Raw genomic sequence first — 26,068 nt, forward strand, 5'->3', positions numbered from 1 at the left:
CGATCGCACGCGAGAGCCCCCGCTGGCTAGGATCCGGGGCCAGAGGGGCTAGAGGTAGGACTTGGCCGCGCTCACCAGCTCGGCCGCCGCGTCCCGCGTGTCCACGTAGAGGGCGGTCTCGGGGGTGCGCTCGCGCACGTCCTGGTCGCGGATGGCGAACACGGCGGGCGCCGCCCCCACGTCGCCGTAGCGGCCGGTCAGGGCGGCCCCGATCGCGCGGCGCACGTCGCCGACCACCTCGCGCGTGGTGTGCCCGGAGCCGGAGGCGGCGAGGTGGCCGAGCATCCCGGCGAAGCGCAGCTCGCCCTCCGCCGCGGGACGCTGCTCGGGCAGCACGGGCCGGTCCAGCCAGAACACCTTGCCCGCCAGGAACGCCTCGTAGCCGGCGCCCTCGCGGCCCAGCACGCGGGCCGTCTCGGTGAGCAACTCCCCGAACTCGGCCAGCTCCGCCTCGGGCGGCAGGTCCGTGGTGACGAACAAGGGCACGATCAGCGAGTCGAGCATGGTGACTATCCCTCCGTGAGGAGCCTCATCGTAGGGTGCGGCACCGACAAACTCCCGTGACGCCGCTGAGATCACGCGCGGGAGAGTCGCACGGGGCTAGCGTTCGGTCCATTCGTCCTCGATCGCGGAGTGCACGATCGAGTCCCGCCAGCCGTTCGGCGTGTGCAGGTGGTGCCGGATGCGGCCCTCCTCGACCATGCCCGCCGTCAGCATCGCGAGCTGGGCGGGCAGGTTGGCGGGTGAGCGGGCGCCCCAGATGCGGTGCAGCCCGAGCTGCTTGAACCCGAAGGCCAGCAGCAGCCGTACGAGGTCCGTGCCGATGCCCCGGCCCCACTGGTCGGGATGCAGCCCGAACCCGATCTCCGCGCTGTGCGGCAGCTCGGCCTCGATCCGCAGCCTGGCCACGCCGATCACGTCGCGGCGGTCGGCGTCCACGACGGCCAGGACGTACAGGTGGCGCGGCTCGGCGGCGGCGGCCTCCACGGCCTCCTCGACGAGAGCGGCGACCTCCCGCGGGCTGCGCGGGGCGAAGGGGGCGTGCTGGACGGCGGCCGGATGGCTGTAGAGGGTGTGCAACGCGGACACGTCGGCCTCCGTGACGTCACGGAGGCCGAGTCGCTCGCCATTGCAGACCACACGGCGCATGCGGAGAAGGTAACCCCAGTCCTGTGATCTTTACAAGCCCTGGTCAAGTGGCGAGTTGACTCCCGTAAGCCCGGGCGACAAGTTCGGCGACGGCGCTGTGCGCGCCGAGCGGCGCGGCGTGGCCGGCGTCGATCGACGCGGCGGCCTGCTCGACGATCCCGTCGGGAGCCTCGTGGCCGATCAGGCAGGGCGCGATGGCCAGCCGCCCGGCGCCCGCGGCGCGCAGCCGCTGGGCCGCGACGTCCACGCCGGGCTCGCTGTCCAGCGAGGCGGCGACCACCGGCAGCGTGAGCCGCGAGGCCAGGAGTACCGCGGTGGCCTGCACGGCGTGCAGCGCGCGGCTTCCGCCCACGGTGGCGAGGATGACGGCGTCGACGGGGCTGGAGACGTTCAGCAGGCGGACGCGGTCGGCCCTGGCCAGGCCGCGCTCGGCCAGCCGGATGTGCAGCGCCTCGGCCAGCAGCGGGTGCGGCCCGAGCGCCTCGGTCACGACGGCGCCGGAGCCGCTGGCCGCCACGGCCTTGCCGATCTCCGCCATGACGACGGGGTCGTCCCAGGTGAGCAGGGGCACGACGACGGCGTCGCGGCCTGCCGGCAGCGAGTCCGCCAGGTCGGCGATGCTCGTCAGCCGCACCTCGATCTGGGGGTTGTCGACGCGGACCACGGATGCGATCTCCTCGGCCACGCCGGCGGTGCCGCCGGGGGTGGCGAGCACGAGCACGGGGGCGTCGGGCGGCAAGGACGTGGGCACGGGACGACGGTGGCGACCGCCGCCCGGCCGAGGGGAACGTTCTCGTACAGGCAGGCTCACAGGCGCGCAGTTTATGCCGTTTCGCGGCTGCTTGTTCTGTGAATCGATGGCGATTCCGTCACAACCCCTACCTGGAAGGGATGACGACCGACTGAGGGTCGCCGGGCGCGTACGCCGTGATGCTCCCGGCTCCGGCGCCGCGGTTCTGTCCGCGGGCGGCGTTGGCAGCCGCCGCCCGCGCGCCTTTCGCGGCGATCAGGCTCAGGCGAACGGTCCCACCTGAGGAGTCCTGGCCCTGGGCGGCTCGGCCAGGTCGAGGTCGCGGGTCTCGGGTGCGATGGCCAGGCCCAGGGCGGTGACGGCCAGGGCGATGACCACGTAGATCGAGACCGCGATCGTGGACTGGTACGTCTGGAAGAGCTGCAGCGCGATGATCGGGGCGACCGCGCCGCCGACGATGCCGGCGACCTGGTAGCCCATGGACGCGCCGCTGTAGCGCAGCCGCGTGCTGAACAGCTCGGCGATGAACGCGGCCTGCGGGCCGTACATGGCGGCATGGGTGATCAGCGCCACCACGGCGGCCAGCGCGATGAGCGGGAACGACTTCGTGTCCAGCAGCGGGAAGAACGCGAACACCCACACCGCCGCCGCGACCACGCCGGCGAAGTAGACCGGGCGGCGGCCGTACCGGTCGGACAGCGCGCCGGCCAGCGGGATCAGCGCGAGCTGCAGCGCCGAGCCGATGAGCACGGCGTTCAGCGCGTACGAGCGCGGCAGGTCCAGCTCGCCGGTGATGTAGACGATGATGTACGCGGTGAAGGTGTAGAAGGCCACGTCCACCCCGATGCGCGCGGTGAAGGCCGACAGCAGCGCGCGCGGATGCGTGCGCAGCACCTCGACCAGCGGCATTTTCGCCTTGGCGCCACGCTGCTCGACCTCGGCGAACAGCGGCGACTCGGTGATCCGCAGCCGCACCCACAGGCCCACGAACACCAGCGCCCCGGACAGCAGGAACGGCACCCGCCAGCCCCAGGACAGGAACGCCGCGTCCGACAGCGTGAAGGACAGGATCGTCAGCAGGCCGGTGGCCAGCACGTACCCGGCGGGCACGCCGACCTGCGGCCAGCTCGCGTTGAAGCCGCGCCGGCGGCCGTCGCCGTGCTCCAGCGACATGATCACCGCGCCGCCCCACTCGCCGCCGAGCCCCAGGCCCTGCACGAACCGCAGCACCGCGAGCAGGATCGGGGCCATCACGCCCACGGCGGCGTAGCCGGGCAGCACCCCGATGAGGAACGTCGAGATGCCCATCACCAGCAGGGTCACCACCAGCACGGTCTTGCGGCCCACCCGGTCGCCGAAGTGCCCGAACACCACGCCGCCGAGCGGCCTGGCCACGAACGCCACGGCGTTGGTGGTCAGCGACGCCAGGGTCGCGGTGAACGGGTCGAGCGACGGGAAGAACAGCGCGGGGAAGACCAGGGTCGCCGCAGTGGTGTAGAGGAAGAAGTCGTACCACTCCAGCGAGGTGCCTATCAGGCTGGCGAGGATCACCCGCCGGGTCTGTTGGGTGGAGCCTGACATCCGATCGCTCCTTGTAGTTGAGGGGGGATACTCATCAACGTAAGGATCGTTGAACAATTCGACAAGAGGTTTGCTCCATGATTCGCTGCTAATTGTGGATAACGTGGTCGCCGATCTCTCCCAGGACCGCCCCCGGCTGGGACGCAGCAGCACGGCGGAGCGGGTGGCCGACATCCTGCGCGACCGCATCAGCGAGGGCTTCTTCCAGCCGGGGCAGCGGCTGTCGGAGGAGTCCATCTCGGAGGCGCTCGGCGTCTCGCGCAACACGCTGCGGGAGGCGTTCCGGCTGCTCGGCCACGAGCGGCTGCTCGACCACCGGCTCAACAGGGGGGTGTTCGTCCGGCTGCCGTCGGTGGAGGACGTGCTCGACCTCTACCGCGTACGCCGCGTGCTGGAGGGCGCGGCCGTGCGGCGCAAGCCGTCCGAGGAGGCGCTGACCGTGATCAAGGAGGCGGTGGCCGAGGCCCGGCGGGCCGCCGCCCAGGACGACTGGCAGCGCGTCGGCACCGCCAACATCCGCTTCCACCAGACGCTCGTCTCGCTGAACGAGAGCCCGCGCATCGACGAGGCCATGCGCCAGCTCCTGGCGGAGCTGCGCCTGGTCTTCCACGTCATGGAGAACCCGCGGGCCTTCCACGAGCCGTTCATCGAGCGCAACCTCACGCTGATCGGGCTGATCGAGTCGGGGCGGCCCGAGGAGGCGGCCGCCTATCTCGACGACTACCTCGACCATGCCGAGCGGCTGCTCATCCACGCCTACGAGCCGAACCGCTAACGTGGCCCCATGGAGCGGATCTTCACCCTCGACGAGGCCCGCGCGCTGCTTCCCGCCGTCATCGTGGAGGCCGCGGAGCTGATCGCGGCCCGCGCCGACCTGGCGGAGATCGACTTCCAGCGGCGCGCCGGCGGCCGGTCCGAGCTGGGCGGCCTGCCCGAGCTGAAGGGGCTGCAGGCCAGGATCGAGGAGATCCTGAGCGGGTGGACCGAGCAGGGCATCGAGGTCAAGGGCATCGCGCCGGTGCTCGTCGACTTCCCCTCGCTGATCGACGGGGCCTCGGTGCGGCTGTGCTGGATCGAGGGGGAGCCGGAGCTGGGCTGGTACCACCGTACGGAGCTGGGCTTCGCGGGCCGCCGCCCGCTCTGATCCGCCGTCGTGCGCCCTTGACGCGGCCCTGTCACGGCCTGTATTCAACTTATAGGTTGATAAACCAGGAGGTTGATTACGATGCTCCTAGAGAACAAGGTCGCCGTCGTGCACGGCGCCGGCGGATCCATCGGCGGGGCGGCGGCCAGGGCGTTCGCCCGCGAGGGCGCCCGCGTCTTCCTCGCCGGACGCACCCGCGACAAGCTCGACGAACTCGCCGCCGGCCTCCCCGCAGCCGAGACCGCCGTGGTCGACGCGCTCGACGAGGCCGCGGTCGACGCCTTCACCGGCTCCGTGGCCGAGCGTGCCGGCCGCATCGACGTCTGCTTCAACGCCATCGGGATCCAGGACGTGCAGCGCCCGCTCGGGGAGATCTCGGCCGCGGAGTTCCTGCGGCCGATCGAGGTGGCCACGCGCACGCAGTTCCTCACGACCAGGGCCGCCGTACGGCACATGGCGCCGCGCGGCGGCGGGGTCATCCTCATGTTCGGCGGCGGCGGGCCGCAGACGCAGCCCGGGCTCGGCGGGCTCAAGGTGGCGCTCGACGCGATGGAGAGCATGCGTCGGCAGTGGGCCGCCGAGTACGGCCCGTACGGCATCCGCGTCCTCACCCTGGTCACCGGCGGCATCCCGGAGAGCCTGCCCGACAGCGTCGGCGCGAAGGACCGGATCGCCGCGGCCATCGCCGGGGGCAGCCTGCTCAAGCGCGCCGCCACGCTGGCCGACGTGGGCAACGTGGCCGCGTTCGCCGCCTCCGACCTGGCCGCGAGCATGACCTCGGCGACGCTGAACATCTCCTGCGGCGCGATCGTCGACCACTAGGGTGATCGCACCGTCTCCCTGACAGGAAGCCCGCCCAGCATGCCCGACGACCAGCTCAGCCTCACCTTCGCCGCGCTCGCCGACCCGACCCGGCGGGCGATCCTGGCGCGGCTGGCCGAGGGGGAGGCGACGGTGAACGAGCTGGCCGAGCCGTTCGACATGAGCCTCCAGGCGGTCTCCAAGCACCTCAAGGTGCTGGAACGGGCCGGCCTGATCAGCAGGGGCCGCGACGCGCAGTGGCGGCCGTGCCGCCTGGAGACCGCGCCGCTGGAGACGGCCTCCGAATGGATCGACCGCTACCGCGAGCGCTGGAGCGGCCGGTTCGACCGCCTGGAGCGGGAGATCCGGCGCATCCAGAAAGGATCCGAGCATGACTGAGTTCGTCATCGAGCCGGGACGGCAGGACATCGTCATGATCCGGCACTTCGACGCGCCGCCCGACCTGGTGTTCCGGGTGGTCACGGACCCGGAGCTGATCCCGCGCTGGTGGGGGCCCGGTTTCCTGACCACCCGCGTCGATCGGATGGAGGTCGCGCCGGGCGGGCGGTGGCGGTTCGTCAACGTCGACGCGCGGGGCAGAGAATGGGGCTTCAGCGGCTTCTACCACGCCGTCGTCCCGCCGGAGCGGTTCGTACGGACGTGGGAGTTCGAAGGCACGCCCGAGGAGGTGGCGCTGGAGACGGTCACCCTGACGCAGGTGGACGGCCGCACCCGCTACACCGCCCGGTCCGTGCACCCGACCGTGGAGGCCCGCGACGCGATCATCCGCGCCGACGGGCCCCGCGGCGGCCGGGAGTCGATGGACCGGCTCGCCGCCCTGCTCCGGTGACCGGCGGGCTTCGGCATACCCTGCATGGGTGAAGGTGCACTCGACGAAGGCGATGGCCGTGCGGGCCGTGGAGCTGTGCGTGGAGTTGCTGTACGAGCGGGCGTCGGTCGCGTCGGTGGCCGGCGTCCTGCGTGCGCACGGCGAGATCGGGGAGCTCGACCTGGGCGAGGACGACCTCGCCGCGATGCGCGCCGCGGCCTCGCGCCTGCGGGAGGTGCTGGGGGCGGCCACCGCCGGGGAGGCGGCGGCGCTGCTCAACCGGATCCTCGCCGAGTCGGCCCGGGCGCCGCGGCTGACCAGCCATGAAGGGACGACCAGCTGGCACGTGCACGTGGACAGCGGGGATGACGCGCCTTGGGGGGAGTGGTTCCTGACGTCGTCGGCGATGGCCCTGGCGGTGCTGCTCGCCGATCATCAGCGGGTTCCCGGGGGGTTGTGCGCTTCGGGGAGTTGCGGGCGCCCGTACCTGGACGTGGGGGGCGGCAGCCCGCGCCGCTACTGCAGCAGCCGCTGCGCCACCCGGGAACGCGTCGCCGCCCACCGCTCCCGCACCTGACCGCCGGCGTCCCTGCCGTCGCGACGCTCATTCGCCGCCGGCGTCCCTGCCGCGTTGGGGGCACTCATCCGTCCCGGGCGGCCCGCCGCCTGGCGACGAGGACCGCGACGGCCGCCGCCTGCAGCGCCGCACCGGCCAGCAGGGCGAGGCTCACGTCGTACGCGGCCAGCGGCCCTGCCGCCGCCGACCCGATCGCGAACGAGGTGATCTTCAAGCTGGCGCCCGTGGTGAACACCTGGCCACGCAGCCGGGCGGGCGCCTCGCGATGGCGTACCGCGAAGAGCGCGGTGAGCTGCGGCCCCTCGCCCGCCCCCGCCACGGCCGCCCCCACCACGGCCATCCAGTACGTCTCCGCGCAGGCCATCACCACCACCCCGGCCCCCAGCACCGCCGTCCCCGCCGCCTGCACCCCGGCCGCCCATCGCGAGGTACGGCTCAGGACCGCGTTGGCCACCAGCCCACCGGCGGCGATGACGGCCAGCAGCAACGCTCCGGGCCCGCTCTCCCCGCTCAGCCGGGCACCGAGCACCGGGGCCGACACGACCACCATGGCCAGCCCGCAACACGACACCATGGACGCCACGGTCGCCCGCCGCAACGTCCCGTTCGACACGATCGCCCTGAACCCGGCCCGCACCTCCTCCCGAACAACCCTCCACCCGGCCACCCCGCCGTCACCACCCGCCGGACGGGAGCCGCCCTCACCGCCTGCCGGGCGCGCGCCTCCGTCACCGTCCGCCGGGCGCGGGTCGGGCGAGGGCAGCCCGTGGGCGGCGGGCAGCGCGGCGACCAGCATCCCGACGCTCACCAGAGCCGCCATGACCCCACCGCCTGCCGACGCGATCACCCCGACGAGCGCGGGCCCTGCCAGTCCCGCCACGTTGTAACTCATCGAGTCGAACGCCGTCGCCCTCCCCAGCCTCCCGGCCCCCGCCACCAGGGGAAGCTGCGCCGTCCAGCCGCCCGTGAGCGCGGGCCCCAGCAGCCCGGTCACCACCGCGACCCCGGCCAGAACAGCCCCGGGCACCCGCCCCGCCATCCCGCCGACCACCATCAGGAGCCCGCCCGCGTACCCGGCGAGGCACCACCCCAGCACCTTGCCCGGCCGGCGGGCACGATCGAGCAGCACCCCCAGCAGCGGCCCTCCGACGGCGGCCGAGATGGTCAGCCCCGCCAGTACCGAGGAGGCCAGCAGGGGCGAGCCGGTGACGGCCAGGCCGGTGACGAGCAGGGCGGGCCCGGACATCTCATCACCGGTGCGGGCCAGCACGGCACCTGCCATGTAACGGGTCAACACACGCAAGACGTTACACGTCCATGCTCCGCCCCGTACGTTAGCCCGGCGTCCCGGAGGGAATGAGTATCCGGAACCAGCCCCCTGAGCTGCGAATTTGCCCACGCTGGGGAGGGTCGGCCGGCCTGCGCGAACTGCGTGCGCGCAGGCCGGCCGCGACCCCGCTTCCGACTCCGCCCCCGACTCCGCCCCCGACTCCGCCCCCGACTCCGCCCACGACTCCGCCCACGACTCCGCCCACGACCTCGGCCTGGAGCGCGGTCCGGACCGCGGCAACGGCCCTGAGACCGAGCCGGCTGCCCCAGGCCTCAGCCGGACTGCCCATCACCTGTCGAGCGGCCCCAGCCGGAACCGCCCATCCGCTCTCGGACAGGCTCGGCAGCACCGCTCAGACAGAGCTGGTGATCACCGCGAACCGTGCGCCGAAGGGATCGGCCAGGAACGCCATCCGCCCGACCCCCTCAACGGTCATGGCCGGAGCCTGCACCGTCGCCCCGAGCCGCTGCCCCAGCGCCACCGTGGCATCGCAGTCGGGCACCTCGAAGTACGGCAGCCAGTGCGGCCGATCACCGGCCTCGAGCTGGGCGATGCCGGCCGCCGACGACGACTCGTCACCCTCCGCGGGCGAGATGACCGGGTACGACGCGTCGCCCATCGGCAGGTCCTCGATCCGCCAGCCGAACACCGACTGGTAGAAACCGCGGATCCCGGCAGGATCGGGCGTGTACAGCTCGACCCACCCGAGTGAGCCCGCGTCCGTCACCAGCCCGAGCCCCTTGGTCGCGCCGGGCTGCCAGACGGCGAACGACGCCCCGGCCGGATCGGCGAACGCCGCCATCCGGCCCTGCCCCTCGATGTCGAACGGCGCGGCCAGGACCGTGCCGCCTGCCTGCTCGATCGTCTTCGTGATGGTGTCGGCGTCGGGCGCCTGGAAGTAGATCAGCCAAGCGGAGCCCTCTCTCGCCTGGGCCTCCGGGCTGATGCCGGCGACAGTCCGGCCGCCGACCTGGCAGAAGCGATAGTTCCTGTGCTCGGCCCCCAGCGAGACGGCATCCCAGCCGAACAGCCCGGTGTAGAACGAGACCGACGTCTCCGGGTCGGGGCTGCTGACGTCGACCCAGCAGGGGGAGCCGGGGAGGTAGTGCGTGGTGAGCATGGCCTGCTCCTTCGCGTGACGAAGCGATGGGTGGCCTCTGCACCTCCGGTGCGGGCCGAGGGGCGACGCCACTCATATCCGGTGCCCACCAGCCTGGCACGACCCGTCGATCGAATAAGTCTCTTCCCCGAAATCGAATACGTGTTTGAAGTATGGCATACACTCGGCACTATGACAGCCGCGTTCCAAGCATCTCTGCTCTCCCTCGACGAGGAGCTCGGCATCGGGCCTCTCGGCGACACCGTCCACCGCACGCACCTCGACCGCGGCGCCTGGATCGACCTGCGCCCCGGCTGGCTGACGGGCGCCGACACGCTCTTCGAGCGCCTCGCGGAGCACGTGCCGTGGCGGGCCGAGCGGCGGCGCATGTACGACAGGGTCGTGGACGTGCCGCGGCTGCTGAAGTTCTACGACGAGGACGAACCCCTGCCCGACCCGCTCCTCGACGACGCCCGGCGCGCCCTCGACGACCACTACGGCCAGGAGCTGGGCGAGCCGTTCCGTACAGCCGGCCTGTGCTTCTACCGCGACGGCCGCGACAGCGTGGCCTGGCACGGCGACACGATCGGGCGCGGCAGCACGGAGGACACCATGGTCGCCATCATCTCGGTCGGCAGCCCGCGCTCACTCCTGCTCCGTCCCCGCGGCGGCGGCCCCTCGCTCCGCCACGACCTGGGTCACGGGGATCTGATCGTGATGGGCGGAAGCTGCCAGCGCACCTGGGAACACGCCATCCCGAAGACCACCCGCCCGTCAGGCCCGCGCATCAGCATCCAGTTCCGCCCGGCGGGCGTCCGCTAATCCCGCCCACCGCCCCATCGCCGCACCGCCCCATCGCCGCACCGCCCCATCGCCGCACCGCCCATCGCCCCGGCGTCACCACTGGCGCATCACCGCATCACAGGGCCACCGCACTGCGTGTCGGCACCGCGTCTGGCGTCCCAGGGCATCGCCCATGTCGCCGCGCCGCTCAGCCACTCGCCCGCGCCGGGTCGTTGCCGCGTGCGCCGCTTGCGCGTCTGTGACGCTTCCCCGCCGGCGTTCGTGCCCCGCTGCTCGCACCCATGCCCACGTGACACGCCACGCCATGCCAGGAGCGGGCCACATCACCGCGACGCCACACCGGGCGTCGGCGCCGTGACTGTCGGCCCACATGACGCACCCCGCCCCCCACGTCACCGCGCCAGGGCCGGGTGGGGCCGGGGAGCGGGGTGGTGGGTGGTTACTGGAGGGTGAGGCGGGCGATGCGGCCCTGTTCGCCCGCCGACCAGCACGAGAGGTCCCGGGTGCAGGCGACCGTGTCGAAGGAGCCGCTGTCGAAGGTCTGCCACGTCCGCCCGCCCGAGTACGTCACATCGCTCCCCGACGGCCCCACCGCGACGGCGGCGAACGGAAGGTGGGGAAGCCAGGTGACGCCCGACCGGTAGGCGGGCGGGGGAGCGGAGGAGGGGTGCCAGGAGGTGCCGCCGTCACGCGTGGTCGCGCCGGCGCTGGGCGACTGCTGTTCCGGACGGTAGTCGCCGCCGACCGCGATCCCGCGGTGACGGTCGCGGAAGGCGAGGCCGAAGACGCCGCGCGCCGGGTCGCCGGCGGGGATCGGCGCGTCGGCGACCGTCCAGGTGCGGCCGCGGTCGCGGGAGTGGAACACGCGGGCCCGCTCTGCCCCGCCGCTGGCCAGCCAGACGTCCCGGCCGCCCGACGCGACCAGGCACTGCCCGCTCGCTGCGAACCCCGCCTCGCCCGGCAGCGCCTCGGGCATCCCGTCCGGCGGCAGCACCTGCCAGCTGCGCCCGCCGTCCTCCGTGGCCAGGATCCGGAACCGGCCGTCCACGGGGTCGCTCATGGCCAGCCCGTGGCGGCGGTCGAAGAAGGCCATGCAGTCGTAGAACGCCTGCGGCTCGTCGTTCCTGAACGTCTCCGCCCAGGTGCGGCCGCCGTCCTCCGTACGGTAGACGCGGGAGTCGGTGCCCGCGCCGATGGACAGGGCCACGGCCCGGTTCGCGTCGAACGCCTCGATGTCGCGGAACTGGAGCGCTGCCGTGTCGGGCGGTGAGACGTTCTGCCAGGTACGTCCGCCGTCGACGGTTCGCAGCACGGTGCCGCCCGAGCCGGAGGCCCACACCACGTTCCGGCTGACGGGGGACAGGCCGCGCAGGCGCGCGGTCACTCCCGTCTCCTTGAGCTCCCACCCGAGCCGGGGCGTGCCGGCGGCCTGGGCGGGGAGCGGGGCGGCGAGCACGAGGGCCGCTGACAGCGCACCTAACGCGATTCGAAGCTTCATGTCGGGCAAACTAGCCCAAAGGATCAACCCGGTCCATGGCCCGCCGATCTCCCGGTGGTCAGGGCGGGCTTCCCGCAGTCAGGCGGGCCTCCGGGTGGTCAGGCGGACTGGCGGGCGGAGCCCCACGAGAGCAGCGCCTCGGCCGTGCTGAAGCGGCGGCTGGAGACCGACTCGTCCAGCAGGACGCCGACCAGCACCCGCCCGTCCGACTCGCCCGCGAACGCCAGGCAGTACCCCGCGGCCCGCGTGAACCCCGTCTTCAGCCCGATCGCCCCCGGCGTGCCGAGCAGGCGGTTGGTGTTGCGCCAGCCGTAGGAGCGGTGCTCGTCGGTGGCGTCGAGGTCGTGCCGGCGAGTGCCGGCCACCTCCTTGATGAGCGGCACCTGCATGGCCTTGGCCGCGAGTACGGCCTGGTCCCTGGCGGTGGAGTAGCCGTCGCCGCCCGGGGTGGGCAGGCCGTCGGCGTTGACGTAGTGGGTGTCGTTCATGCCGAGCGAGCGCGCCGTGGCGTTCATCTTGGTCACGAAGCCCTCGACGCCGGGCCCGTACGTGCGGGCCAGCGCGTGGGCGGCGTCGGCGCCGGAGGGCAGCATGAGGCCGTACAGCAGCTCGCCGACCGTGAGACGGTCGCCGGGGCGCAGGTCGGCGGTGGTGCCGCCGCCGTCCTCCGCGTACGCGACGTCCTCCGGCCGGATCCGCACCACGTCGGTGGGCTTGGCGGTCCGCAGCACGAGGTACGCGGTCATGGTCTTGGTCAGGCTGGCGACCGGCATCCGTTCGGTGCCGTCCTTGTCGAACAGGACCTCACCGGACGCGGCGTCCATCAAGTAGGCGGCACGGCCGTACACGGCGGGCGCGTCGGTCGCCACCGAAACGGGTGCGCCGTTCGCGGCGGAAACGTGCGCGCCGTTCTCCGTGGAAACGACGGCCGGGGCGGGGGTCACGCCGGCCTGCGCGGGCGCGGTCAGCCCTGTGACCAGGGCAAGTGCGCCTGCCATGGCGGCCAGAAAAGCCTTCCGATTACGCATATGGCACAGAATGCCGCCCGTCTTGAGGTGCTCTTGACGAAAAGAGGGAAAGAGCGTGACCCGCCCTTCCGGAAATCCCTGAAACAGCGGGCAACCCTGGAAAAGGTAAATCTTTTCCGGAGATGGCTCAGCGGCCGTGCCAGAAGTTGTCGGTGACCCGCTCGCCCGCCGCCAGCTCCGCGAACAGGTCCTCCCACAACGGCATCACCTGCTCGGGCCCGTACGCCCGCGACGTCCTCAGGGCCGCCCGCCCCATGCGCAGCCGCAGGTCCCGGTCGGCGATGACCCGGTTGAGGGCGGCGGCCAGCGCGTCCACGTCCCTCGGCGGCACCAGCAGGCCGTCCACCCCGTCGGTCAGCACGTCCTTCGGTCCGGTCGGGCAGTCGAAGGCGACCACGGGCAGCGCGTGCGTCATCGCCTCGATCATCACCATGGGCAGCCCCTCGAACCGGGAGCTCAGCGCGTACACGGAGGCGTCGGTCAGCTCCCGCTCCAGCCGGTCGGTACGCCCGGGCAGCGCCACGTGATCGCCCAGCCCGAACTGCTCGACCAGCCCGGTGAGCTGCCCCTTGCGCGGCCCGGTGCCGAAGATGCGCAGCCGCCACTCCGGATGCTCGGGCACCACCTGCGCGAACGCCTTGACCAGCAGGTCGAACCCCTTCTGCGGCACCAGCCGCCCGGCCGCGACGACGACCGGGCTGACCTGCCGGGAACGCTCCTGCTCGACCTTGTGCACCGCGTTCGGGATCTGGACGATCGGGGTGCCCGGCAGCAGCCGCTGGTACTCCAGCCGGTTCGTGCGGGTCAGCACGGCGATCGCGTCGAAGCGGCCGTAGTGGCGGGCGATCTCCCGGCGGATGGTGTCGGGGTAGGCCGACAGGTTCATGTGCTCCTGGGCGACGCGGATGACGGTCTTCGGGGTACGCCGGGCGGAGATCAGGTTCAGCGCCGGACGCGTGGTGACCAGGACGCCGTCACGCAGCCCGGAGACGTACTCCATGGCGGCCCACTCCACGCGCTCGGTGAAGTAGTCGGCCGCGAACTCGCCGCGCGGCACGATCTTCCCGCGCATCCTGCGCCACGCCTTGCGCGCCATCGAGTCCGGCTGCCGGCCGCCGCGCTGGTCCACCAGGGTGCTGACGGTGATCCGGGGGTCGAGAGCGAACTGCGGGGTGTCGCGCCGCCGTACCAGGCTGACCAGCTCGACGTCGTGGCCGGCGGCGGCCATCGCGTTCGCCTGGTTGACCACCGTGCGGATGGTGCCGCCCATGCCGAAGGCGTGCAGCATGAGGTAGCGGATCTTCACGTGAGGTACTCCCGCCGGTTCATGCGCAGGCAGACTACCCGGCGTTCCTGGCAGTTCCCTGGGAGGCGACGGGCGATGATCAACTAGCCTGGCTGGTGACGAGGCGGGCGCGAGGCGAGGGGTTGGGCATGGACGGCGTACGGCCGGCGGACGAGGCGGTTCTGGGCATGGTCGCCGAGCGGCTGAGCGCGGCCACGCAGCAGCCATGGGAGGTCCGCGACGGCATGGCCAGGGGGCCGGGCACGCTCGCCGTCCGGCTCGGCGCCGACCACACCGGCAGCCCCGCCCACCTCGACCTCGACTTCGTGCTCAACGTCGGCCGCCCGGAGGACACCACGGTCTCCGACTGCGTGACCGGGTACGGCGCCACCGTCGAGGAGTCCGTGGACCGCGCGATCCGGATGTGGCTCGGCACGACCGGCGGCGCCCTGCTGGAGCTCCTCGTCCAGGACGGCTCCCACGCCGCCCACTTCGCCCCCGACGACCCCGACGGTCTCCCCGGCTGGCACGCCATCCACGGCGGCATCGTCGGCTGGGGCACGGGCGACGAGCACGACGCCGTCCAGCGGTGGGCGGTCCAGCACGTCCTGCTGCCGCACCTGGCGCCGGCGCTCAAGGGCACGCTCGAACGGGGGCACCTGGTGGGGGTCAAGGCGTTCTTCGGCGGCGGTGACGGCACGGAGACCGCCGAGATCAGGGTGAACGGCGCCCGGCACGAGGCGGGCTCGCGGGCGCTGGCGGAGCTCGGCTGGCCGCGCCCGGCCGGCGGCGTCTCGTACGCCCGCACGTTCGTGCTGCTCGTGCACCAAGAGTGACCCCTTAGCGGGGTGGCCGGACCTCGCGCCGCCTGACGGCCCCGGCTCCGCCCAGCTCGGCGAGCAGCTCGGCGAGCAGTGCCCGGCATGCCTCGACCCGCTCCCGCCCGCCCCGCTCCGCCAGCCGATCCTCCTGTGCGGCCCGGGCCCGCCGCGCCGCCGCCACGGCCTCGCGCCCGCGCCCGGTCAGCCGTACCCTCCTGATCCGGGCGTCACGCGGATCCGGCACCCGCTCGACGTACTCGAGCCCTTCCAGCTCGGCCACCACCTTGGACGCGGCCTGCTGCGTGACCTCCATCCGCACGGCCAGCTCCCCGATCGTCCTGGGCTCCTCGACGAGGTGCTGGAAGACGTACCCGTGCGAGACCCGCAGCCCGGTGAACCCCTGGGCCGCCAGCTCCTCCTGCACGGCCGAGGCGGCGGCGGAGCCGACGAAGAGGGCGAGGGTGCCGAGGTCGAGGTCGCGCGGTTCCACTGGCATGGAGACATCCTGCCCTTGACAACCACGGTTGCACAACTACGGTTGTATACATGCATCCCAACCTCGACCTCGCCCTCCGCTACCACCAGGCGGTCTCCGACGGCGCGAGCCCCGAGCCCTACCTCCACCCCGACGTCGTCCACCACGAGCTGCCCAACCTGCTCTTCCCCGACGGCGTGGTCCGCGACCTCGACGGCCTGCGCGCGGCGGCGGAACGCGGCGCCGAGGTGGTCAGCGAGCAGCACTTCGAGGTGCGAAACGCGGTCGCGTCAGGCGACCAGGTCGCCCTGGAGGTCCTGTGGACCGGCACCCTCGCCGTCCCCCTGCGCGACCTCCCGGTGGGCCACGTGCTCCGCGCCCACGTCGGGGTCTTCCTGGAGTTCCGCGACGGCCGCATCGTGGCCCAGCGCAACTACGACTGCTACGAGCGCCTGACCGCCTCTCACTGACCGGCCAGGCCGGTGTGCGCCACCCCCCGTACGATCTGCCGCTGGAACATCACGAACACGACCAGCAGCGGCAGCCCGGCCAGCACCACCGAGGCCATGATCTGCGCGTACCGCAGCCCGAACGTCCCCTGCACCACGTTCGCCAGCCCGACCGGCAGCGTCATCGTGTTCGGGTCGGTGGAGACCAGGAAGGGCCACAGGAAGTTGTTCCAGGTGTTGATGAACGTGAAGATCGACACGGCGGCGAGCACCGGCCTCGACAGCGGCAGCACGATGGTGAAGAAGACCCGCCACCGCCCGGCCCCGTCCACGAACGCGGCCTGCTCCAGCTCCGGCGGCACGTCCTGGAAGAACTTGACCAAGATGTAGACGATCAGCGGGGCCGCCACCTGCGGCAGGATGATGGCCCACCAGGTGTCCACCAGCCCCAGCGTGACCATCTCCGCGAACAGCGGCGCGATCAGCACCTGCGGCGGCACCATGATCCCGGCCAGGATCAGCGCCAGCAGCACCCGCTGGCCCCTGAACTGGGTGCGGGCGAACCCGTACGCCGCCATCGCCGAGAACAGCACGGTCAGGAACGTGACGATCACCGCGGTGACGGTCGAGTTGATCGCCCACTTGACGATGCCGCCGGTCCCCAGGACCAGCGCGTACGAGTCGAAGGTGATCTCGCTGCCGAACCACTGCAGCGGCAGCTGGGTGGTCTCCTCCTCGGGCTTGAGCGAGGTGGCCACCGCCCACAGGACGGGGGCGAGCCAGATGGCCGCCAGGACCAGGGCGACGACGAGCAGGATGAGCTGGCTCCAGCTGAACCGCTTGGTCACGACGCGACCTCCTCGCGCTTGCGGAACAGCCGGAGCTGCGCCAGGGAGACGATGACGATCAGGGCGAACAGGATGTACGACACGGCCGAGGCGTAGCCGGTGCGGTAGCCGGTGAAGCCGACGTCGTAGGCGTACTCGATGATCGGCCTGGTGGAGTCCTGCGGCCCGCCGCCGGTCATCAGGTAGATCTGGTCGAACACCTTCAGCGAGGCCACCAGCTGCAGCACCACGATCAGCATCGTGGTACGGCCGAGCAGCGGCAGGGTGATGGAGCGGAGCTTGTCCCAGGCGGAGGCGCCGTCGATGGCGGCCGCCTCGTACAGGTGATGCGGGATCGACTGCAGGGCGGCCAGGTAGAGCAGGAAGTTGAAGCCGACCGTCCACCAGACGGTGGTCAGCACCATCGACCACATCGCCACGGACGGGTCGCCCAGCCACAGCACGTCGGTGCCGAGCGTGCCGTTGATCAGGCCGTAGTCGGGCGGGTAGATCATCTGCAGCCACAGGATCGACACGACCGCCGACGGCAGCAGGAACGGCCCGAAGAACGACAGCCGCCACAACCACTGCATGAAGCGCAGGTTGTGCACCAGCAGCGCGAACACCAGCCCGAGGAACACCAGCGGGATCGTGCTGAGCACGGTGAAGACCACCGTGTTCCACAGCGAGCGCCACATGCGCGGGTCGCCGAACGCCTCCAGGTAGTTGTCGAAGCCGACGAAGTTGTTGTTGCGGCCGGCGATGTTCACGCTCGACAGGCTCATCTGGAAGCCGAGCAGGGTCGGCCAGACGAGGAAGGCCACGTAGATCAGCAGGAACGGCGCCACGAACACCATCCCGTGCTGGGTCCAGCCGCGCCGGACCTTGGGCGTGGCGACGGGGGCGGCGGTCGGCGGAGCCGCGACGGTCGTAGTCATGAGCGCTCCTCCGCGGGGAACGGGTTCGGGGCGGCCATCAGGCGGGCCAGCGCGGCCTTGGCGGCGGCCAGGCCCTCCTCCGGCGTGCGCGTGCCGCCGATGACGGGGGAGAATGCCTCACCGAACTCGATCCACAGCCGCGAGGCCGAGCCGGTGTACCAGACCTGCGGGTCGAGGGCGACCTCGGTGATGACCGAGCGGTACTCCGACTGCGGCTGCAACGCGAGGTATTCGGGCTGCTCCAGCGCGGGCAGGTACGCGGGCACGTGCCCGGCCACCGCCCAGTCGGCGCTGTTCTTGACGAGGTAGGCGATGAACCGGTACGTCGCCCGCTCCACCTCGGGATCCCGGTTGCGCTGGTGCGGCAGCACGAACGCGTGGCAGTCGGCCTGCGCGGAGCCGGTGCCGAAGACGGCGGGGAAGCGCGTCATGCTGAACGGCGTCTTGCGCTCCTTGAGCCCGGTGGTCTCCCAGTCGCCGTTCCACAGGAACGCGGCCTCGCCGTTGGTGAACTTGGCGACGGAGGCGCCGTAGTCCGTACGCCAGTCGCACAGCCCCTCCTGGCCGAGCCGCTGCATGAGCCGCAGCGCCTCCAGCGCCTTGGCGTCGTCGATGGTGATCTTCGTGCCGTCCTCCGACAGCAGGGTGCCGCCGCTCTGCGGGTAGAGCGACCACCACACGCGCCACGGGCCGACGGTGCCGAGCCCGAGCGCGTCGAAGGCCAGCGGCGGCTTGCCGCCCATCACCTCCTTGGCCTTGGTGAGCTGGGCGACGAGCTCGTCCACCCCCTTGGTGGGCAGCAGCTTGCCGTCGGGGCCGAGCAGCCCGGCCTTGCCGCAGATGTCGGTGTTGTAGTACTGCACCATCGGGTGGGCGTCGAACGGGATCGCGTATAGCACGCCGTCGAGGTGGGCGCGCTCCCAGATCGGCGGGCTGAAATCGGCGGCCCGCAGACCGGCCTCCTCCAGCAGCTTGACGTCGATCGGGTCGAGGATGGCGCCCGCCCCGATGCCCGCCAGCCTGGCCAGGTGGAACGTGGCCAGGTCGGGCGAGCGCCCGCCCGAGCCGGCCATCGCGATCTTGGTGTAGTACGGCTCGCCCCAGGCGAGCACGTTCTCCTCGACGAAGATGTCGGGGGTGTCCTTGGCGAACGCCTGGACCATCTGGTTCATGATGATGCCGTCGCTGGCGCCGAGGAAGTGCCAGTACTGCACGCGGGTCTGGGACGAGCCGAGCCCCACGGGGATCGCGCATCCCGTGGCGGCGGCGCCGAGCAGTGCGAGGCTGCCGCCGAGAAGGTGCCGGCGGGTGATATCGGGGGGACCGTGCACTGGGGGGCCTCTTCCTTCACCGAGCTATCGCTTGGCCATGTTCTCGCTAACATCCGGGAGGTTCAGGGCAGCCGTGATTCGGCCTCTCGCGCGGGGCGCGAAGGCGGTGGGGCGAGCCGTCCGGGTCGCGGAGGCTGCCGCGTGGACCCCGTTGTTTCTGCGGGGTTACCCGAGTGTTAGCGGTAACAAGCAGCATGTCAAGGGGCACCTCGCAACCGGTTGCGGTGATCCGTACCCCCTTGACCGGGTCCAGTGATAACGCTAACAATCGGGATCACGTAACGCCCGAGAAACAGGGAGCCTCCTCCGTGCATCAGGCCAGACTCACCCTGGACCCCGCCTTCAAGGTCGCCCCGGTGCGCCGGCGCACCTTCGGCACGTTCGTGGAGCACCTCGGGCGCTGCGTCTACACCGGCATCTACGAGCCCGGCCACCCCACGGCCGACGAGGACGGCTTCCGCCGCGACGTGCTCGACCTGACCAGGGAGCTGGGCGTCTCCACCGTCCGCTACCCCGGCGGCAACTTCGTCTCCGGCTACCGCTGGGAGGACGGCATCGGCCCAGTCGACCGGCGCCCCCGCCGGCTCGACCTGGCCTGGCACAGCACCGAGACGAACGAGGTCGGCGTCGACGAGTTCGTGCGCTGGTGCCGCAAGGCGGGCGTGGAGCCCATGATGGCCGTCAACCTCGGCACCCGAGGCATCGCCGAGGCCCTCGACCTGCTCGAGTACGCCAACCACCCCTCGGGCACCACGCTGTCCGACCTGCGCATCGCCAACGGCGCCAAGGAGCCGCACGGCATCAGGATGTGGTGCCTGGGCAACGAGATGGACGGCCCCTGGCAGACCGGCCACAAGACCGCCCGCGAGTACGGCCGCCTGGCCGCCGAGACCGCCCGCGCCATGCGCATGGTGGACCCGAAGCTGGAACTGGTCGCGTGCGGCAGCTCCGGCTCCAGCATGCCCACGTTCGGCTCGTGGGAGGCCGAGGTGCTGGAGGAGACCTACGACCTGGTCGACTACATCTCCTGCCACGCCTACTACGAGGAGAAGGACGGCGACCTCGGCAGCTTCCTGGCCAGCTCGACCGACATGGAGTACTTCATCTCCTCCGTCGTGGCCACCGCCGACCACGTCGGAGCCCGGCTCAAGTCCCGCAAGAGGATCGACATCTCCTTCGACGAGTGGAACGTCTGGTACCTCTCGCGCTTCCACGACACCGGCGCCCCGCAGGACTGGCCGGTCGCCCCGCCCCTGCTGGAGGACCACTACAACCTCGCCGACGCGGTCACGTTCGGCGGCCTGCTGATCACCCTGCTGCGCAACAGCGACCGCGTCACCGCCGCCTCCCTGGCCCAGCTCGTGAACGTGATCGCGCCCATCATGACCGAGCCCGGCGGGCGGGCGTGGCGGCAGACCACCTTCCACCCCTTCGCCCAGGCCTCCCGCCACGCCGCCGGCGACGTGCTGCGCGTGGAGCCGGACTCGCCGGCGTACGAGACGAAGGCGTACGGCGAGGTGCCGCTGCTGCACGCGGTGGCCACGCACTCCGCCACGGAGGGCACGACGCTGTTCGCCGTCAACCGGTCGGCGGACGAGCCGCTCTCGCTGGAGATCGACGCCCGGGCGCTCGGCGGCGTCCGCATCGTCGAGGCCACCACGCTGACCGACCCGGACGTCTACGCCCGTAACACGGCCGACGACCCCACCCGGATCACGCCGCGCGCGAACCCGGACGTCGAGGCCGGGCCGCTGCGGGTCCTGGTGCCCCCGGTCTCGTGGAACGTGATCCGCCTGGCCTAGGGCGCGGGCGCGGGGCCGGTGCTCTCGCGGACGACGAGCTCGGGCTCGACCAGCCGCCGCGCCTCCGGCTCGGCCCCCGCCATCCGGTCCAGCAGCATGTGGAACGCGTGCCGCCCGACCTCGCCGAAGTCCTGCCGTACGGTCGTCAGCGGCGGCCAGAAGTACGCGGACTCCGGGATGTCGTCGAACCCCGCCACGCTCACGTCCTCGGGCACCCGCCGCCCCGCCTCGCGCAGCGCGCGCAGCACGCCGAGCGCCATCTGGTCGTTGGCCACGAACACGGCGGTGACCTCGGGATCGGCGGCGAGGAGGCGGCCGAGCTGGTAGCCGGAGCGGGCGCTCCAGTCGCCGCGCAGCACCTCGGGCACCGGCCGGTCCGCGGACTCCAGCACGCCGCGCCAGCCCACGATGCGGCCGTTGGCGTCGAGCCAGTCGGCGGGCCCTGCGACGTGCCACACGCTGTGGTGGCCGAGGCTGAGCAGGTGGCGGGTGACGCGGGCGGCGCCCGCCTGCTGGTCCACCTTGGTCACCGGTACGGGGATGTCGTCGCCCGCGTCCACCGCGACCACCGGCATCTCCGGCGGCAGGTGCCGCAGCCCGTCGGCGGCCGACTCGTGCGGCGCGACGATGATCACGCCGTCCACGGCCTGGGTGCGCAGCCGCTGCACGCCCTCCTCCATCGACCGGCGGTTGAGCGAGCTGAGGCTGGCGATGCTGACGTTGTAGCCGGCGTGCCTGGCGGCCTGCTCGATGCAGTAGAGCGTGGAGGCCGGGCCGTACAGGGTGGTGTCGATGCTGACCACGCCGAGCACGCCGGAGCGGCCGGTGACGAGCTGGCGGGCGGCCTGGTTGGGCCGGTAGTCAAGCTCCCGCACGGCGGCCAGGACGCGGGCCCTGGTCTCGGCGCGGACGAGATCGGGCGTGTTCAGCACCCGTGAGACGGTCATGGTGGAGACTCCGGCGAGCACGGCGACGTCCATCAGCACCGCAGGCCTGCCCGGTTTGGATTTCACCGCGGCTCACCCCCTCAGCGGTAACGCTAACAGGCGGAAGGGGCGAGCGCGCGATCATAACGCGCGGGTCGCCGCCCGCGCTCTCCAGCACGTGGGTGCGCCGGCCGCGCCGGCCGTTGTACTGGTTCGGCTCGGGAGCCCGGAAGCCGGCGCCGCGGGAGGAGGAGGTGGCCGCCTGGGCCGGGGAGGTGGCGAACAGCGGAAAGCCCCAGCCTGGGCTGGGGCTTCGCACCGGATGGTGGACGATACTGGGATTGAACCAGTGACCTCTTCCGTGTCAGGGAAGCGCTCTCCCGCTGAGCTAATCGTCCTTGGAGGTGGCGACGGGATTTGAACCCGTGTGGACGGCTTTGCAGGCCGCTGCCTCGCCTCTCGGCCACGCCACCGAGTCAAACCATCTCCGAGCGGAAGACGGGATTCGAACCCGCGACCCTCACCTTGGCAAGGTGATGCTCTACCACTGAGCCACTTCCGCGCTGCGTTTCAGTTGCTGCGTGGTTAACAATAGCGCGTTTCTCGACCGGATGCTTACTCGTGCGCCCCGCCCGGCGCCTGGCGGCCCTCCTTGCGCAGCTGGCGGGCCACGCTGCGCTCGGTCGCGGGAAGGCTGAGGAAGATCTCCAGGATCCTCGTGAGGCGGTGGACCTCGATGCGGTGGAAGGCGGGGCCCTCCGAGCGGGCCAGCAGGAGCGACAGCGCCAGCGGCGGGAGCGGGGCGTGGATGAGGTGCAGGCCGTCCTGGGAGAGCGCCGTGGGGCGGGACGGCACTTCCTCCGGGACGACCAGGTCCTGCGGGGCGCGCCAGCTCGCGTAGACGACGCGGCGCTCGGCCGCGGTGGCGGCCCAGTCGGCGCTGAACAGGACGGGCAGCGAGTCGATGAGCGTGGTCAGCGCCCGGTCGCCGGCGGTGGTGATGTACTTGAGTATCTCGAGCTCGGGGTAGGTGCCCGGCGCCTCGCGCGTGGTCCAGATGCCCTCGACCGCCACGCCCTCGACGCTCTGCAGGCTCTTGAGCAGGGCCTGCCTCGGCGTGCTGTCGGGGCAGAAGACGGTGATGTCGTCCACGGCCTGCCCCGCGCCCCTGTCGAGCACCGTCACCTGCGTGATGTCGGCCCCCGCCACCCCCAGGACCTTGGTGACCTGCGCCAGGGAGCCCGGCCTGTCGGGCAGCGCCACGCGCACGCGAAGAAGCATCCATCCCCCTCAACCCGAAGATGCCGATCAACAGACTATCCGCGAAATACCGGTTGCGGCTTGACCTGCGCTACAACTGTCGGGGTGAAGATTGGGCCGATTGAGGTATGGCCGCCGGTGGTGCTCGCGCCGATGGCGGGCATCACGAACGCGCCGTTCCGGGTGCTCTGCCGCGAGCAGGGCGCGGGGCTGTTCGTCTGCGAGATGATCACGACCAGGGGCCTCGTCGAGCGCAACCCCAAGACGATGCGGATGATCAGGTTCGACGAGTCGGAGCGGCCCAGGAGCATCCAGCTCTACGGGGTGGACCCCGCGATCGTGGGCCGGGCCGTCCGGATGATCGCCGAGGAGGACCTCGCCGACCACATCGATCTCAACTTCGGCTGCCCCGTGCCCAAGGTGACCAGGCGCGGGGGCGGGTCGGCGCTGCCGTACAAGCGGAACCTGCTGCGCCGCATCCTGCGCGAGGCGGTCGCGAACGCCGGGGCGCTGCCCGTGACGATGAAGATGCGCAAGGGCATCGACGACGACCACCTGACCTACCTCGACGCCGGCCGGATCGCCGCCGAGGAGGGCGTCGCCGCGATCGCGCTGCACGCCCGCACCGCCAAGCAGCACTACGGCGGCGTCGCCGACTGGGAGGCCGTGGCCCGGCTGAAGGAGGCCGTGCCGGAGATCCCCGTGCTGGGCAACGGCGACATCTGGTGCGCCGACGACGCGCTCAGGATGGTGGCGCGCACCGGCTGCGACGGGGTCGTCGTCGGGCGCGGGTGCCTGGGCCGGCCGTGGTTGTTCAAGGACCTGGAGAACGCGTTCAACGGCAGGCCCGAGCGGGCCAGGCCCGCGCTCGGTGAGGTGGCCGAGGTGATGGCCAGGCACGCCGAGGGGCTGACCCGCTGCTTCGACCTCGAGCGGTACGCCGTGGCCGACTTCCGCAAGCACGTCGGCTGGTACCTGAAGGGGTTCACGGTCGGCAGCGAGCTGCGGCGGGAGCTGGCCACGGCCGAGTCGCTCGACGGGCTGCGGGCCGGCCTCGCCAAGCTGGAGCACGACCAGCCGTGGCCGCCGAACACCGACACGCCACGGGGCAAGTCGGGCGAGCGGTCCAAGGTGCTGCTGCCTGACGGGTGGCTGGACGACCCGTGGGACTGCCCCGTTCCCGATGGTGACGCCGAGTCGGATATTTCCGGTGGTTAGTGCGGGCCGCTGGGGATCTCCGTGCCGCAGGGGCCGCCGCCGGCCGCCGGTTCGAGGCGTACGGGGTCGCCTGACATGGTGACCGTCGGGTAGTACTCCGCGATCCGCTCCGCCGAACGGCCCACGTAGTGGCAGATGAAGCTGCGGCGGAAGCGGTCGCCGGTGCTGTTCGGCTCCGAGCCGTGCACGAGGCTGCCGTTGAAGAACAGCACGTCGCCCGCGTTCATGTCCACGGGGACCTTCTCCAGGCCGGGCGGCGGCGGCACGTACTCGCGGGTGAACGAGACGCCCTGGTCGGCCTCCTCCGGGCAGAAGAGGTCCATGAGGTGGGTGCCGGGGACGACCTCGAGGCCGCCGTTGGCCCGGTCCACGCGGTCGAGCGCCACCCAGGCGGCCACGCAGGTGCCCGGCTCGACCCGGAGGTAGAAGTTGTCCTGGTGCAGCGCCTGGCCCCTGGCGCCCGGCGGCTTGAAGTAGAACATGCTCTGGGCTGCTATCGGCTCCTCGCCCAGGAGGTCGCGCAGTATCGCGCCGATGCGCCTGTCGAGCAGGTAGCGCAGGGCCACGTCGTTCACCTGGTGGGGGTGCATGATCCGGGGGTAGTCGCGCAGGATGTCGTACGGCTGCCCCGGGACCTGCGGCTGCGGCGCGAAGTGACCGGGGATCGGCCCCCGGGCGTGCAGCGCCATGAACTCGTCGCGGAGCTCGGCCACCTCTTCGGGCGCGAGCAGACCGGGTACGAGCACGTACCCCTGGTCGTGGAAGTCGTTGAGCCTCATGACTTCCACGCTAGGCACCGCGGTTGTGCAACGGTATGCCTGTGACCGCTGAGGACCTGTCTGTTCCTGCTGCCGAGCTGATGATCGTGGGCCACTACGACAAGGGGGCCGGGTACGCCACGCGCCGGCCGGGCGGGTCGCCGAGCTGGCTGTTGTTGTGGACGGAGTCGGGGGCCGGGGTGGTCGAGCAGGGCGGGGTGTCGTTCCGGGTGGAGGCGGGCGATCTGGCCGTGCTGGGGTCGGGGGTGGCCCAGCACTACCGGGTGCAGGCGGGGGCGGGGCGGTGGCGGTTCTGGTGGGTGCACTTCCAGCCGCGTGCCGCCTGGGCCGCCTGGCTGGGGCCGCATGCGGTGGGTGGTGGCTGCCACGTGGTGGCGGGGGTGCCGGAGGTGGTGCACGAGCGGATCGGGCTGGCGTTCCTGCGGGCGCTGCAGGACGCCCGCTGGACACCCGACGCGCCGCTCCCCGCCGGATCGGCCGCTCCCGGAACGGGACCGGCCACTTCCGGGACGGGGTCGGCCGCTTCCGGGACGGAGCGGGGCGGCGGCGAGAGGGCCGGAGGTCGTGAGGGGCGGGGCGGTGAGGTGCGGGTTCCGGCCGTGGTGTCCGGCGGGGCGGCGCGCGAGCTGGTGATGGGGGCCGTGGAGGAGGTGCTGGTGCTGGCCACCGCGACCGCCAGGCCGGCGGGCAGGGGCGAGGAGGGGGACGAGCGGGTCCGCCGTGCCCTGTCGATCATCGCCGCCGAGCCGGGCGCGCCGCACTCGGTCGCCTCGCTCGCCCGCGCCGTCGCGCTCTCGCCCTCCCGCTTCGCCCACCTGTTCGCCGAGGCGACGGGCCAGACGCCGATGCAGGCCGTACGCAGGGCCCGGGTACGGCACGCCGCGAGCCTGCTGGAGGTGACCGACATGGACGTCGGGCAGGTCGCGGCGGCCTCCGGCTTCGTCAGCCCGTTCCACTTCAGCCGGGCCTTCAGGAAGGAGTACGGCCTGCCGCCCCGCGACTACCGCGCCCGCCTGCGCCCGTTCACCGGGTGACCGGCAGCGGGCCGCTGTCGGGGGTGAAGAGCTGCTCGTCGAGGTGGTCCACGGCGTAGTCGACGCCGGCCGAGCGGGAGAATCCGCCGCCGAGCACCATCATCCGCGGATCCGTGATGAGCGGCCGCGCCCACCGCGAGGGCACGACCTTCCCGCTGCCGATCACCACCGGCTTCACCGGCTTCGAGACGAAGCTTCACCAGATTTTCAACGAGCCGTATCTCGGCGACCTCTCTCCGCAAGAAGCCGCAGGCCAGGCTGTCGCCGAAGGCAACGCCACCGTCAAGTAAGGACCCCCATGATCACCCGGCGTTCACTCGTCGCCGGGGGTG

Annotated in this window: 29 protein-coding genes and 3 tRNA genes; 13 read left to right on the forward strand and 19 right to left on the reverse strand. The window is 72.0% G+C overall.

From position 1 onward, the window contains the following. Positions 1 to 48 precede the first annotated feature (48 nt). From HD593_RS17025 to HD593_RS17040, 4 genes are all read right to left on the reverse strand, one after another. Positions 49 to 504, reverse strand: a complete 456-nt coding sequence (locus HD593_RS17025) for a hypothetical protein (protein ID WP_185103091.1) — start codon at positions 502 to 504, stop codon at positions 49 to 51. Positions 505 to 600: 96 nt separating this feature from the next. Then, positions 601 to 1,149 carry a GNAT family N-acetyltransferase gene (locus HD593_RS17030; RefSeq protein ID WP_185103092.1) on the reverse strand — a complete coding sequence of 183 codons (549 nt, stop codon included), beginning with the start codon at positions 1,147 to 1,149 and terminating at the stop codon, positions 601 to 603. A gap of 43 nt (positions 1,150 to 1,192) precedes the next feature. Further along, the gene (locus tag HD593_RS17035) at positions 1,193 to 1,900 is read right to left on the reverse strand and encodes a sirohydrochlorin chelatase (protein WP_312903506.1); all 708 of its coding nucleotides are present in this window, start codon (positions 1,898 to 1,900) and stop codon (positions 1,193 to 1,195) included. 261 nt (positions 1,901 to 2,161) lie between these two features. After that, entirely contained in the window at positions 2,162 to 3,481 is a 1,320-nt protein-coding gene (locus HD593_RS17040) for an MFS transporter (protein WP_221524797.1), read from the reverse strand. 103 nt (positions 3,482 to 3,584) lie between these two features. On the opposite strand from HD593_RS17040, the gene HD593_RS17045 reads away from it, so the two are divergent. From HD593_RS17045 to HD593_RS17070, 6 genes are all read left to right on the forward strand, one after another. Continuing rightward, the gene (locus HD593_RS17045) at positions 3,585 to 4,256 is read left to right on the forward strand and encodes a GntR family transcriptional regulator (protein ID WP_312903507.1); all 672 of its coding nucleotides are present in this window, start codon (positions 3,585 to 3,587) and stop codon (positions 4,254 to 4,256) included. 9 nt (positions 4,257 to 4,265) lie between these two features. Then, positions 4,266 to 4,625 carry a DUF2203 domain-containing protein gene (locus tag HD593_RS17050; protein ID WP_185103093.1) on the forward strand — a complete coding sequence of 120 codons (360 nt, stop codon included), beginning with the start codon at positions 4,266 to 4,268 and terminating at the stop codon, positions 4,623 to 4,625. Positions 4,626 to 4,706: 81 nt separating this feature from the next. After that, on the forward strand, positions 4,707 to 5,447 hold the full coding sequence (locus HD593_RS17055) for an SDR family NAD(P)-dependent oxidoreductase (RefSeq protein WP_185103094.1): 741 nt from the start codon (positions 4,707 to 4,709) through the stop codon (positions 5,445 to 5,447). A 39-nt stretch (positions 5,448 to 5,486) separates the two neighbouring features. After that, complete coding sequence (locus HD593_RS17060; protein ID WP_185103095.1) at positions 5,487 to 5,825, forward strand: ArsR/SmtB family transcription factor; 339 nt, start codon at positions 5,487 to 5,489, stop codon at positions 5,823 to 5,825. Next, a complete protein-coding gene (locus HD593_RS17065; RefSeq protein ID WP_185103096.1) occupies positions 5,818 to 6,276 on the forward strand; it encodes an SRPBCC family protein in 459 nt (152 codons plus the stop codon). The genes HD593_RS17060 and HD593_RS17065 overlap by 8 nt, the downstream gene beginning before the upstream one ends. Before the next feature lie 28 nt (positions 6,277 to 6,304). Then, positions 6,305 to 6,832, forward strand: a complete 528-nt coding sequence (locus HD593_RS17070) for a CGNR zinc finger domain-containing protein (RefSeq protein WP_312903508.1) — start codon at positions 6,305 to 6,307, stop codon at positions 6,830 to 6,832. A 64-nt stretch (positions 6,833 to 6,896) separates the two neighbouring features. Here the strand turns inward: HD593_RS17070 and HD593_RS17075 are convergent, their stop codons facing one another. Both HD593_RS17075 and HD593_RS17080 read right to left on the reverse strand, forming a co-directional pair. Next, positions 6,897 to 8,129, reverse strand: coding sequence for an MFS transporter (locus tag HD593_RS17075; RefSeq protein ID WP_312903509.1), 1,233 nt, complete (start codon positions 8,127 to 8,129; stop codon positions 6,897 to 6,899). 385 nt (positions 8,130 to 8,514) lie between these two features. Continuing rightward, entirely contained in the window at positions 8,515 to 9,282 is a 768-nt protein-coding gene (locus HD593_RS17080) for a VOC family protein (RefSeq protein WP_185103097.1), read from the reverse strand. 171 nt (positions 9,283 to 9,453) lie between these two features. Between HD593_RS17080 and HD593_RS17085 the strand changes: the two genes are divergently transcribed. After that, positions 9,454 to 10,083, forward strand: a complete 630-nt coding sequence (locus HD593_RS17085; RefSeq protein WP_185103098.1) for an alpha-ketoglutarate-dependent dioxygenase AlkB — start codon at positions 9,454 to 9,456, stop codon at positions 10,081 to 10,083. A 421-nt stretch (positions 10,084 to 10,504) separates the two neighbouring features. Here the strand turns inward: HD593_RS17085 and HD593_RS17090 are convergent, their stop codons facing one another. The 3 genes from HD593_RS17090 to HD593_RS17100 form a co-directional block, all read right to left on the reverse strand. Continuing rightward, positions 10,505 to 11,563 carry a WD40/YVTN/BNR-like repeat-containing protein gene (locus HD593_RS17090; RefSeq protein ID WP_185103099.1) on the reverse strand — a complete coding sequence of 353 codons (1,059 nt, stop codon included), beginning with the start codon at positions 11,561 to 11,563 and terminating at the stop codon, positions 10,505 to 10,507. Between the two features lie 98 nt (positions 11,564 to 11,661). Continuing rightward, entirely contained in the window at positions 11,662 to 12,561 is a 900-nt protein-coding gene (locus HD593_RS17095) for a D-alanyl-D-alanine carboxypeptidase family protein (RefSeq protein WP_246546581.1), read from the reverse strand. 157 nt (positions 12,562 to 12,718) lie between these two features. Further along, on the reverse strand, positions 12,719 to 13,897 hold the full coding sequence (locus HD593_RS17100; RefSeq protein WP_185103101.1) for a glycosyltransferase family 4 protein: 1,179 nt from the start codon (positions 13,895 to 13,897) through the stop codon (positions 12,719 to 12,721). Positions 13,898 to 14,025: 128 nt separating this feature from the next. Between HD593_RS17100 and HD593_RS17105 the strand changes: the two genes are divergently transcribed. Beyond that, positions 14,026 to 14,712: a DUF6348 family protein gene (locus tag HD593_RS17105; RefSeq protein WP_185103102.1), complete on the forward strand. Its 687-nt coding sequence runs from the start codon at positions 14,026 to 14,028 to the stop codon at positions 14,710 to 14,712. 4 nt (positions 14,713 to 14,716) lie between these two features. On the opposite strand, the gene HD593_RS17110 is transcribed toward HD593_RS17105, so the two are convergent. Next, on the reverse strand, positions 14,717 to 15,193 hold the full coding sequence (locus tag HD593_RS17110) for a MarR family winged helix-turn-helix transcriptional regulator (protein ID WP_185103103.1): 477 nt from the start codon (positions 15,191 to 15,193) through the stop codon (positions 14,717 to 14,719). Between the two features lie 50 nt (positions 15,194 to 15,243). On the opposite strand from HD593_RS17110, the gene HD593_RS17115 reads away from it, so the two are divergent. Continuing rightward, positions 15,244 to 15,642 carry a nuclear transport factor 2 family protein gene (locus tag HD593_RS17115; RefSeq protein ID WP_185103104.1) on the forward strand — a complete coding sequence of 133 codons (399 nt, stop codon included), beginning with the start codon at positions 15,244 to 15,246 and terminating at the stop codon, positions 15,640 to 15,642. Here the strand turns inward: HD593_RS17115 and HD593_RS17120 are convergent. The 3 genes from HD593_RS17120 to HD593_RS17130 are packed head-to-tail and all read right to left on the reverse strand — an operon-like array spanning position 15,636 to position 18,717. Continuing rightward, entirely contained in the window at positions 15,636 to 16,469 is an 834-nt protein-coding gene (locus tag HD593_RS17120; RefSeq protein WP_185103105.1) for a carbohydrate ABC transporter permease, read from the reverse strand. The two genes, HD593_RS17115 and HD593_RS17120, sit on opposite strands and share 7 nt — an antisense overlap. Then, positions 16,466 to 17,386, reverse strand: a complete 921-nt coding sequence (locus tag HD593_RS17125) for a carbohydrate ABC transporter permease (protein ID WP_185103106.1) — start codon at positions 17,384 to 17,386, stop codon at positions 16,466 to 16,468. The genes HD593_RS17120 and HD593_RS17125 overlap by 4 nt, the downstream gene beginning before the upstream one ends. Then, positions 17,383 to 18,717 carry an extracellular solute-binding protein gene (locus HD593_RS17130; protein WP_185103107.1) on the reverse strand — a complete coding sequence of 445 codons (1,335 nt, stop codon included), beginning with the start codon at positions 18,715 to 18,717 and terminating at the stop codon, positions 17,383 to 17,385. The genes HD593_RS17125 and HD593_RS17130 overlap by 4 nt, the downstream gene beginning before the upstream one ends. Positions 18,718 to 19,025: 308 nt before the next feature. Between HD593_RS17130 and arfA the strand changes: the two genes are divergently transcribed. Next, positions 19,026 to 20,519, forward strand: a complete 1,494-nt coding sequence (gene arfA, locus HD593_RS17135) for an arabinosylfuranosidase ArfA (protein ID WP_185103108.1) — start codon at positions 19,026 to 19,028, stop codon at positions 20,517 to 20,519. Here arfA and HD593_RS17140 read toward each other — a convergent pair. From HD593_RS17140 to HD593_RS17160, 5 genes are all read right to left on the reverse strand, one after another. Further along, positions 20,516 to 21,532: a LacI family DNA-binding transcriptional regulator gene (locus HD593_RS17140; protein ID WP_425568244.1), complete on the reverse strand. Its 1,017-nt coding sequence runs from the start codon at positions 21,530 to 21,532 to the stop codon at positions 20,516 to 20,518. The two genes, arfA and HD593_RS17140, sit on opposite strands and share 4 nt — an antisense overlap. 236 nt (positions 21,533 to 21,768) lie before the next feature. Then, positions 21,769 to 21,843: transfer RNA gene (locus tag HD593_RS17145), tRNA-Val, on the reverse strand. 1 nt (position 21,844) lies between these two features. Next, positions 21,845 to 21,918: transfer RNA gene (locus HD593_RS17150), tRNA-Cys, on the reverse strand. A gap of 17 nt (positions 21,919 to 21,935) precedes the next feature. Then, positions 21,936 to 22,007, reverse strand: a tRNA-Gly gene (locus HD593_RS17155). Between the two features lie 53 nt (positions 22,008 to 22,060). Next, positions 22,061 to 22,726 (reverse strand): ACT domain-containing protein, encoded by a 666-nt coding sequence (locus tag HD593_RS17160; protein ID WP_185103109.1) that lies wholly within the window; start codon positions 22,724 to 22,726, stop codon positions 22,061 to 22,063. Positions 22,727 to 22,810: 84 nt separating this feature from the next. Here HD593_RS17160 and dusB point away from each other — a divergent pair, with 84 nt between their 5' ends. Further along, the gene (dusB, locus tag HD593_RS17165) at positions 22,811 to 23,923 is read left to right on the forward strand and encodes a tRNA dihydrouridine synthase DusB (RefSeq protein ID WP_312903510.1); all 1,113 of its coding nucleotides are present in this window, start codon (positions 22,811 to 22,813) and stop codon (positions 23,921 to 23,923) included. Here dusB and HD593_RS17170 read toward each other — a convergent pair. Next, the gene (locus HD593_RS17170) at positions 23,920 to 24,702 is read right to left on the reverse strand and encodes a phytanoyl-CoA dioxygenase family protein (RefSeq protein WP_185103111.1); all 783 of its coding nucleotides are present in this window, start codon (positions 24,700 to 24,702) and stop codon (positions 23,920 to 23,922) included. The genes dusB and HD593_RS17170 overlap by 4 nt on opposite strands. A gap of 41 nt (positions 24,703 to 24,743) precedes the next feature. Here HD593_RS17170 and HD593_RS17175 point away from each other — a divergent pair, with 41 nt between their 5' ends. Beyond that, the gene (locus tag HD593_RS17175; protein WP_221524799.1) at positions 24,744 to 25,736 is read left to right on the forward strand and encodes a helix-turn-helix domain-containing protein; all 993 of its coding nucleotides are present in this window, start codon (positions 24,744 to 24,746) and stop codon (positions 25,734 to 25,736) included. Between the two features lie 116 nt (positions 25,737 to 25,852). Further along, the gene (locus HD593_RS17180) at positions 25,853 to 26,026 is read left to right on the forward strand and encodes a hypothetical protein (RefSeq protein ID WP_185103112.1); all 174 of its coding nucleotides are present in this window, start codon (positions 25,853 to 25,855) and stop codon (positions 26,024 to 26,026) included. Positions 26,027 to 26,068 lie beyond the last annotated feature (42 nt).

Source organism: Nonomuraea rubra (assembly GCF_014207985.1).
GTDB lineage: Bacteria > Actinomycetota > Actinomycetes > Streptosporangiales > Streptosporangiaceae > Nonomuraea > Nonomuraea rubra.